This window comes from Arthrobacter sp. B1I2, from assembly GCF_030816485.1.
Classification (GTDB): domain Bacteria; phylum Actinomycetota; class Actinomycetes; order Actinomycetales; family Micrococcaceae; genus Arthrobacter.
This window is the reverse complement of sequence record NZ_JAUSYC010000001.1, coordinates 1,297,487-1,314,855: the sequence shown is the minus strand read 5'-3', so window position 1 is coordinate 1,314,855 and position 17,369 is coordinate 1,297,487. Positions and strand designations below refer to the sequence as shown.

Genomic DNA, 17,369 nt, shown 5'->3' with positions numbered 1-17,369 from the left:
TTTTGCGTCCCTTGACGTGCCGTGACGCGGAGTTAACGGACGTGACCAGGCGCTCGACCGCCGTCGTCACGGCTGCCTAGCATGGGCACTCAACCCAGCCCCGGCCGTCAGGAGTGCCCATGCCAGCCACCATCCCGGCCATCGTCTTCATCGGCGGCGGACCGCGCACGGCGGGCGTGCTGGAGCGGATCGCCGCCAACCGGCCGGACGTCTTCGCGGGCCCGCTGCAGATCCATGTTGTGGAGCCGCACATCCCGGGTTCGGGCCGCATCTGGCGGTACGACCAGGACCCCGGGCTCCTCCTGAACTCCATGGCCGCGGACATCACCATGTTCACCGACGCCTCCGTGGACTGTGCCGGTCCCGCCGCCCCCGGGCCGGGGCTGGCCGAATGGGCCGCCGGCGTGCTGGACGCCTCCATCATCGACGTTCCGGACTTTCCCCAGCCGCTGCGGGACCAGCTGCGGTCCCTCACTGCCACCACGTTTCCCACCCGCCAACTGCAGAGCCAGTACCTGGAGTGGTTCTTCCGCCGCGCCGCCAGGTCCCTGGGCCACAGCGTCACGGTCCACCGGACCACCGCCGTCGGCATCACTGACCTGGACGGCGGCGGCCACGCGGTTGAACTGGCCAACGGCCGGACCCTGCACGCGGACATCGTGTTGACCGCGTTTGGCCACACCGACTCCCGCCCCGACGCCATATCCGCCGGCTTCACGGACTTCGCCGCCCGGCACGGCGGCTACCACGCGGCACCCAGCTACACCACCGACGTCGACTACTCCCCCATCGCCCCCGGGCAGGACGTGATCGTCTCCGGCATGGGCCTGGCGTTCGTGGACCTGCTGGCCCTCCTCATGGAAGGACGCGGCGGCAGGTTTGAGGAAACGTCCGACGGCGGGCTGCGCTACCTTCCGTCCGGACGGGAACCAGTCCTGTGGGCCGGCTCGCGGCGGGGCGTGCCGTACCACTCCAAGATTTCCGCAGCCCTGCGGGGTCAGGACCCCGGGCCGCTGCAGTTCTTTACGGCCGCAGCGGTGGAGGACCTGCTGCGGCAGCACGGCGAACTGGACTTCCACCGGCACCTCTGGCCCCTCATTGCCAAGGAAGCCGGGCACTACTACTACCGCGAGCTGCTCACCGGAAGTCCTGACCGGGCCGCCATGGGCTGGGACGATTTCGCTGAGCGCTATGCCGGCCTGGACTGGTACAGCACTGAGCGCGCTGACCTTGTTAACGCTGCCGTGCCGGACTCCGGCCTGCACCTGGACCTGGAGCGGCTGGACCGTCCCTATGAGGGCCGCCGCTTTGGTGATCACACGGAGGTGCAGGATGCGGTGGCCCGGTACATCGAGGACGACCTGGCGCTGCGGGACAGCCCGGACCATCCGGAAACCCTTGCCCTGTTCCTGGCCCTGCTGCACGTGTACATGGAGGTGGGGCGCGTGGTCCCGCCCGAGCGGCTGAACGCACGCTCGCAGCAGGTCATGCACGGCTGGTGGCACGGCTTCTTCAGCTTCGTGGATTCCGGGCCGCCGCCACACCGGCTCCGCCAGATGCTGGCGCTGCACCGGGCGGGCCTGCTGCAGTTCCTGGGCCCCGGCCTGAAAGTGTCAGCAAACGAAGCCACCGGGCTTTTTGTTGCTGCTTCCGCCCAGTCCGGGGTGACGGTCACGGCCAAGGCCCTGATCGAGGCGCGGCTGCCGTCCACGTCGGTTGCCCGCTCGCTCAACCCCGTTTTGGCTGCCCTGCATGGGAGCGGACTGGGCAGCGAGCAGCAGCTGCTGACGTCCGATGGCATCCACTCCACCGGGAAACTCCTGGTCTCCCCGCAGCACCAGCTGGTGGGAGCGGACGGCGTACCTCGGTCCACGCTGTTTGGCGTGGGCCCGGGCACATCAGGCTGGGGCGCGGGCGCCTTTGCCCGGCCCAACACCAACGCCGCGCCGTTCCGGGAGAACGATGCCCTGGCCCGGACCATCCTCGGCGTTGCCAAGGACCTGTCTGCCCGGGCCACAATTACTCCAGAACCAGCCGCCGTCGGAAAGAACTGAAACGTGACCGCAGAACCCGAACTTCGTCCCAGGCCGCTTGACCCAGCCAGCCTGGCGGTCCTCAGCCTGCCCATGCACGATCCACGCGTCCGGCCGCTCCTGGACGAGCTCGCCGTCGAATATGACACCCGCTACGGGGACCTGTTCGGCCGCTCGGCTGCCGCGGAGGAACTGAACCGCTACCCCGCGGAGGAATTCGAGGGACCGCACGGAGCCCTCCTGGTGATCCAGGAGGACGGTGTGTCGATCGCTGGCGGCGCGTTCCGCCGCTATGACGAAACCACCGCGGAACTGAAGCGGATCTGGACGCACTCGGCCCACCGCCGTCGTGGTTTGGCCCGGCTGGTCCTGGCCGAGCTGGAAGCCCTGGCCGCTTCCCGGGGCTACACCCGGCTCTACCTCACCACCGGCCCGCGGCAGCCCGAGGCCAAGCACCTCTACCTCAACACCGGCTACCAGGCGCAGTTCGATCTGGATGCCGATCCGGAAAGCATCGGGCCCCTGGCGTTCACCAAGGACCTGCCGGCGCCGCTTTAGGACGGACTGCCGGGTTGACGGGCCGGGTGCCGCCCAAACCGGACAGCCGCCGCTATGCTGGCGCCATGGCCACCAAAACCACAGCAGAGAAGCTTGCCACCATCCAGAAGGGCTACACGCTGGAAGGCGCCACCATTGAGCTGGGAGCCGCCATCATCGACGGCGAGCTCCACAAGGACGCGCCGGTGCGGCTGCCCCTGGCCATGATGAACCGGCACGGGCTGGTGGCCGGCGCCACCGGCACGGGCAAGACCGTCACGCTGCACATGATGGCCGAACAGCTGTCCACGGCCGGCGTTCCGGTCTTCCTGGCCGACATCAAAGGCGACCTTTCCGGGCTGGCCACTGCCGCCGTCGGAAGCGACAAGCTCAAGGCCCGCACGGACAGCATCGGCCAGGCGTGGCAGGGCAAAACGTTTCCGGTGGAGTTCCTGGCGCTGGGCGGGGACGGCAACGGTGTTCCTGTGCGCGCCACCGTGACCTCGTTCGGGCCCATCCTGCTCTCGCGCATCATGGAACTGAACGACACGCAGGAATCGAGCCTGCAGCTGGTCTTCTATTTCGCGGACAAGAACGGCCTGGAGCTGATCGACCTCAAGGACCTCCGCGCCGTGATCCAGTACCTCACTTCCGACGAGGGCAAGGACAAGCTGGAGGAACTCGGCGGCCTGTCCAAGGCAACCGCGGGTGTGATCCTGCGGGAACTGGTGAACCTTGAGGCGCAGGGGCTGGAGAAATTCTTCGGCGAGCCGGAGTTCGATACCGCGGAGCTGCTGCGCACGGCCCCGGACGGGCGCGGCGTGGTTACCTGCCTGGAGCTGCCCACCCTGCAGACCAAGCCCATGCTGTTCTCCACCTTCCTGATGTGGCTGCTGGCGGACCTGTTCGAGGACCTGCCCGAGGCCGGCGACCTGGACAAGCCCAAGCTGGTGTTCTTCCTGGACGAAGCCCACCTGCTGTTCAACGGAGCCAGCAAGGCTTTCCTGGACGCCATCACCACCACCGTCCGGCTGATCCGGTCCAAGGGCGTGGGCATCTTCTTCGTCACCCAGACCCCCAAGGATGTCCCCGCCGACGTCCTGGGCCAGCTCGCCAACCGCGTACAGCACGCCCTCCGCGCGTTCACCCCCGAGGACGCCAAAGCGCTGAAGGCCACGGTGTCCACGTTCCCGGTCAGCGACTACGACCTCGAAGAGACGTTGACCTCCGCGGGCATCGGCGAGGCCGTCATCACCGTCATGAACGAGAAGGGCGCGCCCACCCCGGTGGCCCTGACCCGGCTGCGCGCTCCCGAGTCCCTCATGGGGCCCAGCGACGAAGCCCTGGTCCGCAGCACGGTTGCCGGTTCCGCACTGCTGGGCAAGTACGGAACCGCGGTGGACAACGCGTCCGCGTACGAGAAGCTCACCGGCAAGGCCGCGGCCCCCACAGGCCCGGCTGCGGCCGAGCCTGCCGATGCCGGTGCACCTGGCACCGCGGCTGGGTACGACGTGGACGCAGAGGCCCGGCGGATCGAGGAAGAGATCCTGGGCAGGCCCAGCAGCAGGCCCGCGCAGGCTCCGGGTCCCGCGCCGCAGGATCCTGAACCCGAATACGGCGGGCCGGAGGACGGTGAAGCGCGGGAAACGGCACGGCGTACAAGAGCGCCGCGGGCGCCCAGGACGCGGCAGCCGAAGTCCCGTGAACCGGAGCCCCAGCCCGGCGGGATGATGGGTGACCTCGGCGGAGTACTTGGTGGCGCGCTGGGCGGCGGGCTCAAGAGCATGGCGCGGTCCATGGGCACGCAGCTGGGACGCGAGCTGCTCCGCGGGGTGTTCGGCACGGCGTCCCGGCGCCGTCGCCGCTGACCCCAGAACGGGGGTCCCGGCAGCTGGCCCCACACCGGCTGGCCCTGCGGCTGGTACGCAGCCCAAAGGGTGTCCCCTGGGCCGCCCAAGGCTCCTGTTGACAGCATCCTGGCGGGCCGCCGTCGGGCGTTAACCGGGCGTTGCCTGGCAGATTAGGGGGACCCCAACTTTAGTGTGCGTCCGCACTGCCGTTACTGTAAGGAACGTGCAGATGAGTCAAGCGTTGGTGAGGATCGCGGCCGGATGGCTGCTGGGCCTCATGCTTGCCGTCGCCGGAGCCATCGTGGCCATCAACGTGGTGAACAATACGGTGGCCAGCCCGCAGCAGCCGGTCAGGGAGTACCTGGACGCCCTGAGGAGCGGCGACGGCGGGCGGGCGCTGGGGCTCCTGAGGGCCGCGGTTCCGCCCAGCAACGCCGCCATGCTGGATGGCCCCGGGCTGCAGACGTCCGCGTCCCGCCTGGCCAATGTGACCATTGGCGACCCTGAAGAGCGCCCCGGGAACCAGGTCATGGTGCCGCTGGACTACACGATCGACGGCAGCCGGCTGCATACGGAATTCCTGCTGCAGAAGACCGGCACCGAGTGGCTGTTCTTCAATACCTGGGCGTTCGTCCCGTCCCGGCTGCCCACCGTTGACATCACCGTGGTCAACGGCAACGAGGCAGAGGTCAACGGCGTTCCGGTGAACATGCCCAACGGCCGCAACTCCTTTGCCGTGTTCTATCCGGGCGAGTACGAAGCCTCCCTGAGTGGGCAGTACTTCTCGGCGCCCGCCACCCGGGCCACCGTCACCACCAGGGACACCCCCGTAGCCCCGCTTAACCTGCTGACCCAGGCCACGGACAAGTTGAAGAATGACGTTTCGGCCAAGGTCCGGGAATTCCTGGATGGCTGCGCCGCGGAGGCCGTCAAGGAACAGAAGCTCCAGCCTGACTGCCCCTTCTACTACACCAGCAACAACAGGGTCCAGGACGGCAGCATCCGCTGGACCGTAACCGAATACCCCGGCGTCTCAGTGGAACCGTTCGACGGCCGCTGGGTGGTGGCTCCCCTGGACGGCAAGGCCAAGGTGGAAGCGCTGCAGCAGAACGCCTTCACCGGGGCCTGGTACCCGCTGGACGCGGAGGTGGACTTCAGCTTCACCACCCGCCTGGACGTCTCCGGCGGCACCGTCAAGGTCACCCCGATGCTGACCTTCTAGGTCCCCGCATCCAGACTGGCCCACTTTTTGGGCCCTGCCTGCGGTGCTGCTTGCAGAATTAGACCCAATCCTGCCGAAAACTGGGCCGGTTTGGCTGTGGCCATCTCAGGGAACCCCGTGCCAGCACCTCCCGAACCTGGGCCAGGACAATATCCGGCGCGTACACCACGTCGTCGTAGAAGAACCTGAGCACGGGGAAGCCCTGGCGTGTTGCCGCGTTATCCCTGCGGCGGTCCTTTTTGAATTGCCGTGGCTCAAGGTGGAAGGCGATCCCGTCAATCTCCACGATGAGGAATCGCTCCAGGAGGAAATCGACGCGCCCAATGCCGTCGATCCACACCTGGGTCTCGGTGGCAATGCCCGCGTCCCGGAACAGCACCCTCGCCAGGGTTTCCAGGAGGGAGTCTGCGCCAAGCTCCAACTTCGACAGAACATTCCGTGCTTTGCCGCAACGCTTGCCATCCAAATGTCGAAAGAGAAAAGACGGATCGATGTCGCCGCGGCTGTAAGCACACTCCACCATGACCAAGGACTCAAGTTCGGGCAGGCACAGCAACGCGTGAAGCAGGACATCCGGAAGTGCCGCAAGGGTCCTGTGCTGCGGCTGCTGCGTCAGCGCAAGCCGGTGGGTGACACAAGGGGCTGCACTTCGCCCGTTGCTCTGCCAGTAGTGGGGCCGCTCGGCGGGGCGGAGCTGCCAGAGGCCGTATTTTGGGGCGGCGGAGGCGCATGTCAGGAGACCGCGGGCAATACCGGCAGCCACCAGTTCCGGATCAGCGCCCGCCATGGCCAAGAGGCCCCGCTCCAGCCGTATCACCTGGCCGCTCCGGACCGCCCGGCGAAGCTCGGTCTCAGTGGCACCTGAAGCGAGTACATCCCGGCGCAGCAGCACTCCCCCAGCTGACCTGAGGATCTCCATAGGGTCCATAAGGCCACAATGTCTGCAAGCCGGGGCTGTCGGCAGGCGTGCAGGGGGCTATGTGGACAAAGGCGGACCCAGACTGGCCCGGTTTTAAGGCCAGCAGGAGCAGGACTGGCCCGGTTTCCAGGCTGCAAGGGTCTGAAAACCGGGCCAGTTCAACAAAGGAACGCGGCGGTCAGTCCATCCCGCGCAGGTCCAGGACCAGCTCGGTGTCGCCGTCCGCCTGCAGGACCACGGGGATGCCCCAGTCCTGCTGGTAGAGGTGGCAGGCGGCGTGGTCCGGGATCTCGCCGTCCTCGGTTTCGGGGCCGTCGCAGGCGGCGGCGCGGGCGGTAATGTGCAGGACGCCCTCGGGCACGTCCGGGCACAGCTCCAGGGTGCGCAGCAGTCCCACGGAGGTTCCGCCGCCGGACACCAGCAACTCGGGCGGCGTGGAGGAAATCTTCAGCTGCGTGGGGTCGCCCCAGCGGTCATCGAGTTTCTGCCCGGTGGGCGCCGTGAACCGGACGGTCAGGTCCAGCGCGCCCGGAGCCACGGGGCTCTTGGGCCGCTGGGTCTGGGACGCGCCCTCGTCCACCTGCTGGGCTTCCTTGGGGATGGGAACGTAGACGAGCTGGTGCTTGTTCGCCTCCACCACCACCAGCAGCGGCTCTGACCCAGCCGATTGCGTGTGGTCAACGATCACGTCGGAGGGCTCGGCCAGGCCACGGGCCAGGGTGGACACGGTCCCGGACGCGGGGTCGTAGCGCCGCACGGCACCGTTGTAGGTGTCCGCGATGGCCACGGAGCCGTCGGGCAGGACGGTGACGCCTAGCGGGTGCTGCAGCCGGGCTTCGGCGGCGGGGCCGTCCCGGAAGCCAAAGTCGAACAGGCCCTTGCCCACGGCGGACTCCACGGTGATGGTGCCGTTCTCGGCGATGACCAGCTTCCGGAGGGCGGAGGTCTCGGAATCGGCCACCCAGATGTTGCCGTCAGCATCTTCGGCGAGGCCGGAGGACTGGGCGAACCAGGCCTCATGGGCCGGCCCGTCGAGCAGGCCTTCCAGGCCGTTGCCGGCAATGATGGCCACCGCGCCCGTCACGGGGTCAAAGCTGAAGATCTGGTGCGTGCCGGCCATGGCCACCACCACCGCGTTGAGCTTCCGGGACCACACCACGTCCCACGGCGAGCTCAGGGCAACCTCCAGCGGATCGTTGCCCAGTGAGCCGCTGAAGCCCGCGCCCTCTTCGTCCACGCGTGCCGGGCCTGTTTCCAGCAGCCGCTGGATGCCGTTTCCGGTCAGGGTGGAGGCCTTGCCGTCCGTGAGCGAGAGTCCGCGGAGGCGGTGGTTGACCGAGTCCGCAATCACGACGTCGTAGCCCGCCTTGGCTGCCACATCTTCCGGGAGCAGGACCAGGCCTTGGGGTTCGTTGAACTGGGCACTGGCGGTTTCCCCCGCAGCGGAACCATCCGCGTAGCCCTTGGTACCCGAGCCGAAGGTGGCCAGGACTGTCTGGAAGTCGGTGCCCAGCTCCACCAGGCGGTGGTGGCCGGTGTCGGTGACCAGCCAGGAACCCTTGCCCCCGGCATCCTGTGCTGCGGCACCGGCGGAAGCTCCGCCGTCGGACGCTCCAGCCAAAGCCAAGGAGCCGCGGCCCGGCGGCAGGAACAATGCCTTGCCGGGAAAGCGCAGGGTGCCTGATGTCGCCTCGGGCGCCACGTACGGGCCGGAGCCGCGGTGCAGGGTGCCCTTGGCTTCGTGTTCGGCGATGAGCTCGGGAATCAGGACACCCAGCCCGTCGGCGTGGCCCTCACCGGAGAGGTGCGCCACGATGTAGCCCTCGGGGTCGATGACCACCAGGGTGGGCCAGGCGCGGGCGGTGTACGCCTTCCAGGTGTCCAGCTCGGGATCGTCCAGCACGGGGTGGTGGATCTCGTAGCGCTCCACGGCAGCGGCCAGCGCCACCGGGTCCGCCTCGTGCTCGAACTTGGGCGAGTGGACGCCGACCGTGACCAGGACGTCCGAGTACTGTTCCTCGAGGGGCCGCAGCTCGTCCAGGACGTGCAGGCAGTTGATGCAGCAGAACGTCCAAAAGTCCAGCAGCACGATCTTGCCGCGGAGGGCCTCGAGGTCCAGGGTCTTGCCGCCGGTGTTCAACCAGTTGCGGCCCACCAGTTCGGAAGCCCGGACCCGGGCATGCGTGCGTACGGTTTCGCTCATCAGCGTCCTTCCAGCTTGTTGCGTTCAGCCAGCTTGGCGTCGCGTTCGGCCAATTTGGCAAACATATCGTTGTAAGCGGTCAGATCGGCGTCATTATTCCTGTCTGCCGCCCGGTCCACGCGTTTGGTTTCCCGTTGGTCGGACCGGGACCACATGATGGCGACGCCGATCGCCACCAGCAGCGTGGGCACCTCGCCGATGCCCCAGGCCACCGCGCCCCCGGCCTGCTGGTCAAGGAGGGCCGACGGTCCCCACGTGCGGCCCAGGTTACCGAAGTAATCCGCGGCCAGCAGACCCGTCCCGCCCATGATGGAAACACCGAAGAAGGCATGGAAGCCCATGGTGGCCAGCAGCAGGAGCAGCCGCATGGGGTACGGTGCGCGGCGGGGCAACGGGTCGGTGCCGATCATGCTCAGCACGAAAATGTAGCCGGTGAGCAGGAAGTGCAGGATCATCAGTTCGTGGCCCACGTGCTCGCGCATGGCGAAGCCGAACAGGTCCGAGTAGTAGAACAGCACGATCGAGCCGGCAAAGTTGGCTGCGGCGAACAGCGGATGGGTGACCAGCTGCGAGAACCTGGAATGAACGAAGACCAGGAGCCATTCGCGCGTACCCCGCGATCCGTCGCCGCGGGCGGGCAGTGCACGCAGCGCCAGGGTCACTGGCGCACCCAGCACCAGGAAGATCGGGGCGACCATGGTCAGCGCCATGTGGTCCACCATGTGCGCGGAGAACAGGATGCGGCCATAGACCGACGGCGGCCCGGAAGTGATGTAGGTCAGTACCACCAGGCCGATGACCCAGTTGACCGACCGGAACCACTGCCACGAGTCGCCGCGGCGGCGGACCTTGGCAACGCCCAGGAAGTAGGCCACCAGGCCGAAGAGGGCCACACCAACCCAGATCCAGTCCAGGCGCCACTCGGTCAGCCAGCGTTCGGGCGTCAGCTCCGGGGGCAGCTCGTAACCGCTGAGGATGAAGGCGGGAGAGGCATTGGGCGCCAGTTCCGTTGGCTGCGGCGGGGCTGAGCGGCCCAGGGCCACGGCAATGCCGGAGGTGGCGCCCATCACCAGCAGCTCGGCCAACACCAGCTGCCACAGGACCCGCCGCGAGGACATGGTGGAACCCATGCGGCCCAGCTGCGGGATGACCCACTGCCGGTGCATGAAGCCGATGCCGCCCAGCACCACCGCGGCCGCGCTCTTGGCCAGGATCAGCTGGCCGTAGGCAGAGCCGAAAAGATCAGACCAGCTGGTGACGCGGATGCTGGCGTTGATGATGCCCGAGGCGAAAACCAGCACGAACGCGAAACCGGCCAGGGTGGAGAACCGGCGGAGCGTGGGCTCTGTGATATCCGTGGCTGCCCCGGCCTTGGATCCAGTCAGGATCCCGGACAACAGGGCCAGGATAACGATGCCGCCCACCCAGGTGCTCACGCCCACCAGGTGCAGGCCGAGTGAGTTGATGGCGCCCTCGTGGTCCGACGAGCTCGAAGAGTGTCCGATCAGGGCCGTGGGGACCAGGCCGATGAGCGCCAGGATGAGGGTGAGGGCCAGGCCGCCCAGGGACCTGACGCCGAACAGCGCCGTGGTGACCACTGCGGCGATGATGGTGACGGCGAGCCATGCCCTGCCGGTCTCGATGTCCGTCATGAAATAGACCAGCGCCTGGGTGAATGCCGAATCACCCGACAGGCCCTGCCCCGCTACATCGGCATAGGTGAGTACCAGGACTGCGATGGCGGACAAAGTCCACACCGCGCCCGCAACAGCCGCTATGGCCAACACCCGGGTAAAGGCGGGATGTTCGGGAGCCGCGCCGTCTGCAGGTGTTTCCCGGTCCCGCCCGCGCGCACTGTGGGTGCGCGCGTTGAGGTTTCGGGGAAGGATGCCGACGGCGAAGATCAGGCCTCCGACGACCGTCGCCACGGATACGTTGTGGATGGCCTTGCTGACGGGCAGGCCCCAGCGGACCAGGGCACCGGGGTCAGCTACGCTGCGGGCCGCTGCAGCGCCGGAAAAGATCAGTGCTGCTGCGAGGCCCAGGAAGAGTGCTGCCAAACCTGCAAGCTGCCAAAGTAGCGGGATCCCCCGGGTTCCGGCGTCCCGGACCGCAGCTCCCTTGCCGGGAGCGGCTTGGGGCGGGGTGGAACGTGGTTTTGCGGCAGAAGACACCATTCCATTGTCCGCTACGCCCGCCCGGGCACCGAATCCGGGTTAAACGCCAAGGAGCGGCAACCCGAGGGTTGCCGCTCCTGTTCCAGCCGGCTGTGTGCCGGGCGGGGGCGAGCTCTACTTCTTGGAGACTGCAGCCTTCAGCTTGGAGCCGGCGGTCAGCTTGACGCTGTGGCCTGCTGCGATCTGGATGGTTTCGCCGGTCTGCGGGTTGCGGCCGGTGCGTGCTGCACGGTCAGTGCGCTCGACGGCGAGCCAGCCGGGGATGGTGATCTTCTCGCCCGCGGCGACAGAAGTCTCGAAAACCTCGAACAGTGCATCGAGGACGGAGTTGACGGCAGCCTGGCTGGTGCCGGCCTTGCCTGCTACCTCTGCAACAAGTTCACTACGGTTCTTAGCCATTTATGTCCTCCTGGACGCTTTTGATTCTGGAGCCTGCACGCGGCATGCGCACAAGCCACTGTCCGAAAACTTACCAGCTTGGGCGCTTCCGGTCCGCAAATTCCGCGTGTTTCCGCGACTTTTTGAGGTTAATCACCGATTCCGGGGGTAAATTTCACCCCTGGAGAACGCCCGTGCACATCCTGCAGGGTTTCCTGCGAGGCGCGCTCATTTGTGGTGGTGGTGGTTTAAATGTGGGAGGCCCCAACCGTGTTCTGGTTGGGGCCTCGACCGTAATGGTTGTCCGGCGGTGACCTACTCTCCCACACCCTCCCGGGTGCAGTACCATCGGCGCTGTGGGTCTTAGCTTCCGGGTTCGGAATGGGACCGGGCGTTTCCCCCACGCTATGACCGCCGTAACCCTTGTACCCGTCACCGACCCCTGGGGCTGGTGTGGGAAGTTTGTGGTTACAACATTGTGGTGTTGTGTATTCAGTTGTTGGTTCCTGTTCAACAGTTGACCCGTTGGGCGGGGTTGTTGGTTGGGAACCACATAGTGGACGCAAGCAGAATTTGTATGTTCTGTGTGGTGTAAGTTGTTGGCCTATTAGTACCGGTCAGCTTCACGAGTCGTTAGTCCTCGCTTCCACATCCGGCCTATCAACCCAGTGGTCTGGCTGGGGGCCTCTCACACATGAATGTGTATGGAAATCTCATCTTGAAGCGAGCTTCCCGCTTAGATGCTTTCAGCGGTTATCCCATCCGAACGTAGCTAATCAGCGGTGCACTTGGCAGTACAACTGACACACCAGAGGTTCGTCCGTCCCGGTCCTCTCGTACTAAGGACAGCCCTTCTCAAATTTCCTGCGCGCGCAGCGGATAGGGACCGAACTGTCTCACGACGTTCTAAACCCAGCTCGCGTACCGCTTTAATGGGCGAACAGCCCAACCCTTGGGACCTACTCCAGCCCCAGGATGCGACGAGCCGACATCGAGGTGCCAAACCATGCCGTCGATATGGACTCTTGGGCAAGATCAGCCTGTTATCCCCGAGGTACCTTTTATCCGTTGAGCGACGGCCATTCCACAATGTACCGCCGGATCACTAGTCCCGACTTTCGTCCCTGCTCGAGATGTCTCTCTCACAGTCAAGCTCCCTTGTGCACTTACACTCGACACCTGATTGCCAACCAGGCTGAGGGAACCTTTGGGCGCCTCCGTTACTTTTTAGGAGGCAACCGCCCCAGTTAAACTACCCATCAGGCACTGTCCCTGACCCGGATTACGGGCCGAAGTTAGATGTCCAAAGTGACCAGAGTGGTATTTCAACGATGACTCCACCCGAACTGGCGTCCGGGCTTCAACGTCTCCCACCTATCCTACACAAGCCACTCCGAACACCAATACCAAACTATAGTAAAGGTCTCGGGGTCTTTCCGTCCTGCTGCGCGTAACGAGCATCTTTACTCGTACTGCAATTTCGCCGAGTTTATGGTTGAGACAGCGGGGAAGTCGTTACTCCATTCGTGCAGGTCGGAACTTACCCGACAAGGAATTTCGCTACCTTAGGATGGTTATAGTTACCACCGCCGTTTACTGGGGCTTAAATTCTCAGCTTCGCCTTGCGGCTAACCGGTCCTCTTAACCTTCCAGCACCGGGCAGGAGTCAGTCCGTATACATCGTCTTGCGACTTCGCACGGACCTGTGTTTTTAGTAAACAGTCGCTTCCCCCTGGTCTCTGCGGCCCCGATCCCCTCCGGACAGCAAGTGTCCATCAAGGTTGGGGCCCCCCTTCTCCCGAAGTTACGGGGGCATTTTGCCGAGTTCCTTAACCATAATTCTCTCGATCGCCTTGGTATTCTCTACCTGATCACCTGTGTCGGTTTGGGGTACGGGCGGCTAAAACCTCGCGTCGATGCTTTTCTCGGCAGCATAGGATCACCAAATCCCCCCAAACGGGGGTCCCATCAGATCTCAGGCTTATATGAGTGGCGGATTTGCCTACCACTCGCCCTACATCCTTAGACCGGGACAACCATCGCCCGGCTCGGCTACCTTCCTGCGTCACACCTGTTAATACGCTTGCCTCCCGGGATCAGGTCCTGCGCTCCACCAAAACCCGCACACCACAAGGGTGATTGGGCAGGCTTCGGGCAGTTAGTATCCCCCGCTCAGCATGGGCGGTTTTTCGCCGGTACGGGAATATCAACCCGTTGTCCATCGACTACGCCTGTCGGCCTCGCCTTAGGTCCCGACTTACCCAGGGCAGATTAGCTTGACCCTGGAACCCTTGATCATTCGGCGGACGGGTTTCTCACCCGTCTTTCGCTACTCATGCCTGCATTCTCACTCGTGTAGGCTCCACCGCTGGTTTACACCGCGACTTCACCGCCCACACGACGCTCCCCTACCACTCCAAACGCCTGAACCAGCCCAACAAGTGGGCGGCTTGGCTACTATTTGAAATCCACAACTTCGGCGGTGTACTTGAGCCCCGCTACATTGTCGGCGCGGAATCACTTGACCAGTGAGCTATTACGCACTCTTTTAAGGGTGGCTGCTTCTAAGCCAACCTCCTGGTTGTCTTCGCAACTCCACATCCTTTCCCACTTAGCACACGCTTAGGGGCCTTAGTTGGTGGTCTGGGCTGTTTCCCTCTCGACTATGAAGCTTATCCCCCACAGTCTCACTGCTGCGCTCTCACTTACCGGCATTCGGAGTTTGGCTGACGTCAGTAACCTTGTAGGGCCCATTAGCCATCCAGTAGCTCTACCTCCAGCAAGAAACACGCAACGCTGCACCTAAATGCATTTCGGGGAGAACCAGCTATCACGAAGTTTGATTGGCCTTTCACCCCTACCCACAGCTCATCCCCTCCATTTTCAACTGAAGTGGGTTCGGTCCTCCACGACGTCTTACCGTCGCTTCAACCTGGCCATGGGTAGATCACTTCGCTTCGGGTCTAGATCACGCCACTCACTCGCCCTGTTCAGACTCGCTTTCGCTACGGCTGCCCCACACGGGTTAACCTCGCGACGTAACACTAACTCGCAGGCTCATTCTTCAAAAGGCACGCCGTCACCAGAATCAGACTGGCTCCGACGGATTGTAAGCACACGGTTTCAGGTACTGTTTCACTCCCCTCCCGGGGTACTTTTCACCTTTCCCTCACGGTACTGGTCCGCTATCGGTCATTAGGGAGTATTTAGGCTTATCAGGTGGTCCTGACAGATTCGCACGGGATTTCTCGGGCCCCGTACTACTTGGGATACTCTCACAGGCGGTACAAACACATTACGGTTACGGGACTAACACCCTCTCTGGCCGGCCTTTCAAAACCGTTCACCTATGCGCGCACATCACACCCCACTGTCCCGGCAGAGACAGTACGGAAAGTCCCACAACCCCGACCATGCAACGCCCGCCGGCTATCACACATGGAACGGTTTAGCCTGATCCGCGTTCGCTCGCCACTACTAACGGAATCACTATTGTTTTCTCTTCCTGCGGGTACTGAGATGTTTCACTTCCCCGCGTTCCCCCCACGCACCCTATGTGTTCAGGTACGGGTCACCAAGTCACTCGCGCGCTCAGCGGGGTTTCCCCATTCGGACACCCTGGGATCACAGTCCGGTTATCGACTCCCCCAGGCTTATCGCAGATTCCTACGTCCTTCTTCGGCTCCTAATGCCAAGGCATCCACCGTGTGCTCTTAAAAACTTGACCACAAAGATCAAAAACTAATTTCGAGAGAACCACGGAAACCACTGCTCCACCCCAAAAGGCAGAACAACAGATCCAGGTTCATATATCTTGGAAATTGCTTCTTATACAAGATGCTCGCGTCCACTATGTAGTTCTCAAACAACAACCCCAAACCACACACCCCACACACCCAAAAGTGTGTGCTCGGCGCGGCCAGGAAAACCAGAAACAAAGTCCCGCACAGCCGCCCCCCACCCCCGAAAGGGAAAGGGAAGAAACCCGCGGTCCTGTTGCCTCAGGACCCAACAGTGTGCCAAACACTAAACCATGCCATCACTCCCCCACCGTTCCAGAACCATCACTGGCTCGTACTGGGACAAGGAAACAACACCACAGCCGCTATTTGTTGATATTCCACCCTTGAGCACCCGCCACGGAACGAACGTCCATGCAACGGGCCTTTACTCCTGACAACCCCCACACCCCGGCATACACCAGGACAGGGACAGTTGTAGGTGCTCCTTAGAAAGGAGGTGATCCAGCCGCACCTTCCGGTACGGCTACCTTGTTACGACTTAGTCCCAATCGCCAGTCCCACCTTCGACAGCTCCCTCCCACAAGGGGTTAGGCCACCGGCTTCGGGTGTTACCAACTTTCGTGACTTGACGGGCGGTGTGTACAAGGCCCGGGAACGTATTCACCGCAGCGTTGCTGATCTGCGATTACTAGCGACTCCGACTTCATGGGGTCGAGTTGCAGACCCCAATCCGAACTGAGACCGGCTTTTTGGGATTAGCTCCACCTCACAGTATCGCAACCCTTTGTACCGGCCATTGTAGCATGCGTGAAGCCCAAGACATAAGGGGCATGATGATTTGACGTCGTCCCCACCTTCCTCCGAGTTGACCCCGGCAGTCTCCTATGAGTCCCCACCATCACGTGCTGGCAACATAGAACGAGGGTTGCGCTCGTTGCGGGACTTAACCCAACATCTCACGACACGAGCTGACGACAACCATGCACCACCTGTAAACCAGCCACAAAGTGGGGGACGCATTTCTGCGCCTTACTGGTTCATGTCAAGCCTTGGTAAGGTTCTTCGCGTTGCATCGAATTAATCCGCATGCTCCGCCGCTTGTGCGGGCCCCCGTCAATTCCTTTGAGTTTTAGCCTTGCGGCCGTACTCCCCAGGCGGGGCACTTAATGCGTTAGCTACGGCGCGGAAAACGTGGAATGTCCCCCACACCTAGTGCCCAACGTTTACGGCATGGACTACCAGGGTATCTAATCCTGTTCGCTCCCCATGCTTTCGCTCCTCAGCGTCAGTTAATGCCCAGAGACCTGCCTTCGCCATCGGTGTTCCTCCTGATATCTGCGCATTTCACCGCTACACCAGGAATTCCAGTCTCCCCTACATCACTCTAGTCTGCCCGTACCCACCGCAGATCCGGAGTTGAGCCCCGGACTTTCACGGCAGACGCGACAAACCGCCTACGAGCTCTTTACGCCCAATAATTCCGGATAACGCTTGCGCCCTACGTATTACCGCGGCTGCTGGCACGTAGTTAGCCGGCGCTTCTTCTGCAGGTACCGTCACTTTCGCTTCTTCCCTACTGAAAGAGGTTTACAACCCGAAGGCCGTCATCCCTCACGCGGCGTCGCTGCATCAGGCTTGCGCCCATTGTGCAATATTCCCCACTGCTGCCTCCCGTAGGAGTCTGGGCCGTGTCTCAGTCCCAGTGTGGCCGGTCACCCTCTCAGGCCGGCTACCCGTCGTCGCCTTGGTAGGCCATTACCCCACCAACAAGCTGATAGGCCGCGAGTCCATCCAAAACCACAACAAGCTTTCCACCAACCACCATGCGGCGGCCGGTCATATCCGGTATTAGACCCAGTTTCCCAGGCTTATCCCAGAGTCAAGGGCAGGTTACTCACGTGTTACTCACCCGTTCGCCACTAATCCCCGGTGCAAGCACCGGATCATCGTTCGACTTGCATGTGTTAAGCACGCCGCCAGCGTTCATCCTGAGCCAGGATCAAACTCTCCGTTGAAGTAAAACAGACACAACCACAACCACCGGAAATAACGGCGGAAACGGCTGCACAAAATTTGAAACCAGCTAAAAACACCATGCCAACCACGGAGGTGGCGGCACAGCACAATCAACCAATTCATAAAACAATTGGTATCAACAAACTTGGCACACTATTGAGTTCTCAAACAACAGACACACCCGGCACCACCCAAACATTTCCGTTCAGGATCGCTCCGGAGCAACTTTCCAAACTTACCCGACCAACCACCCCGACGCAAATCCATCATCTCAGGACTCCCACCGGCATG

At 63.4% G+C, this 17,369-nt stretch carries 8 protein-coding genes and 3 rRNA genes; 4 read left to right on the top strand and 7 right to left on the bottom strand.

The features are described from left to right. The first annotated feature begins 119 nt into the window (after nt 1-119). From QFZ57_RS06120 to QFZ57_RS06105, 4 genes are all read left to right on the top strand, one after another. A complete protein-coding gene (locus QFZ57_RS06120; protein WP_306898791.1) occupies nt 120-2,054 on the top strand; it encodes an FAD/NAD(P)-binding protein in 1,935 nt (644 codons plus the stop codon). A gap of 3 nt (nt 2,055-2,057) precedes the next feature. Then, a complete protein-coding gene (locus QFZ57_RS06115) occupies nt 2,058-2,591 on the top strand; it encodes a GNAT family N-acetyltransferase (protein ID WP_306898790.1) in 534 nt (177 codons plus the stop codon). Nucleotides 2,592-2,656: 65 nt separating this feature from the next. Further along, the gene (locus tag QFZ57_RS06110) at nt 2,657-4,438 is read left to right on the top strand and encodes a helicase HerA-like domain-containing protein (RefSeq protein WP_306898789.1); all 1,782 of its coding nucleotides are present in this window, start codon (nt 2,657-2,659) and stop codon (nt 4,436-4,438) included. Nucleotides 4,439-4,649: 211 nt separating this feature from the next. Next, nucleotides 4,650-5,642: a hypothetical protein gene (locus QFZ57_RS06105; RefSeq protein ID WP_306898788.1), complete on the top strand. Its 993-nt coding sequence runs from the start codon at nt 4,650-4,652 to the stop codon at nt 5,640-5,642. A gap of 58 nt (nt 5,643-5,700) precedes the next feature. Here the strand turns inward: QFZ57_RS06105 and QFZ57_RS06100 are convergent, their stop codons facing one another. The 7 genes from QFZ57_RS06100 to QFZ57_RS06070 all read right to left on the bottom strand — a co-directional run bounded on the left by QFZ57_RS06100 (nt 5,701) and on the right by QFZ57_RS06070 (nt 17,077). Further along, a complete protein-coding gene (locus tag QFZ57_RS06100) occupies nt 5,701-6,570 on the bottom strand; it encodes a type IV toxin-antitoxin system AbiEi family antitoxin domain-containing protein (RefSeq protein ID WP_306898787.1) in 870 nt (289 codons plus the stop codon). Nucleotides 6,571-6,739: 169 nt separating this feature from the next. Beyond that, nucleotides 6,740-8,764 (bottom strand): NHL domain-containing thioredoxin family protein, encoded by a 2,025-nt coding sequence (locus tag QFZ57_RS06095; protein ID WP_306898786.1) that lies wholly within the window; start codon nt 8,762-8,764, stop codon nt 6,740-6,742. Beyond that, the gene (locus tag QFZ57_RS06090; protein WP_306898785.1) at nt 8,764-10,941 is read right to left on the bottom strand and encodes a cytochrome c oxidase assembly protein; all 2,178 of its coding nucleotides are present in this window, start codon (nt 10,939-10,941) and stop codon (nt 8,764-8,766) included. The genes QFZ57_RS06095 and QFZ57_RS06090 overlap by 1 nt, the downstream gene beginning before the upstream one ends. A gap of 114 nt (nt 10,942-11,055) precedes the next feature. After that, nucleotides 11,056-11,340 (bottom strand): HU family DNA-binding protein, encoded by a 285-nt coding sequence (locus QFZ57_RS06085; protein ID WP_011693739.1) that lies wholly within the window; start codon nt 11,338-11,340, stop codon nt 11,056-11,058. Between the two features lie 281 nt (nt 11,341-11,621). Continuing rightward, nucleotides 11,622-11,738, bottom strand: a 5S ribosomal RNA gene (gene rrf / locus QFZ57_RS06080). Between the two features lie 167 nt (nt 11,739-11,905). Beyond that, nucleotides 11,906-15,046 (bottom strand): 23S ribosomal RNA (locus QFZ57_RS06075). Between the two features lie 505 nt (nt 15,047-15,551). Next, nucleotides 15,552-17,077, bottom strand: a 16S ribosomal RNA gene (locus QFZ57_RS06070). Together the 16S, 23S and 5S rRNA genes form the textbook arrangement of a ribosomal RNA operon. Nucleotides 17,078-17,369 lie beyond the last annotated feature (292 nt).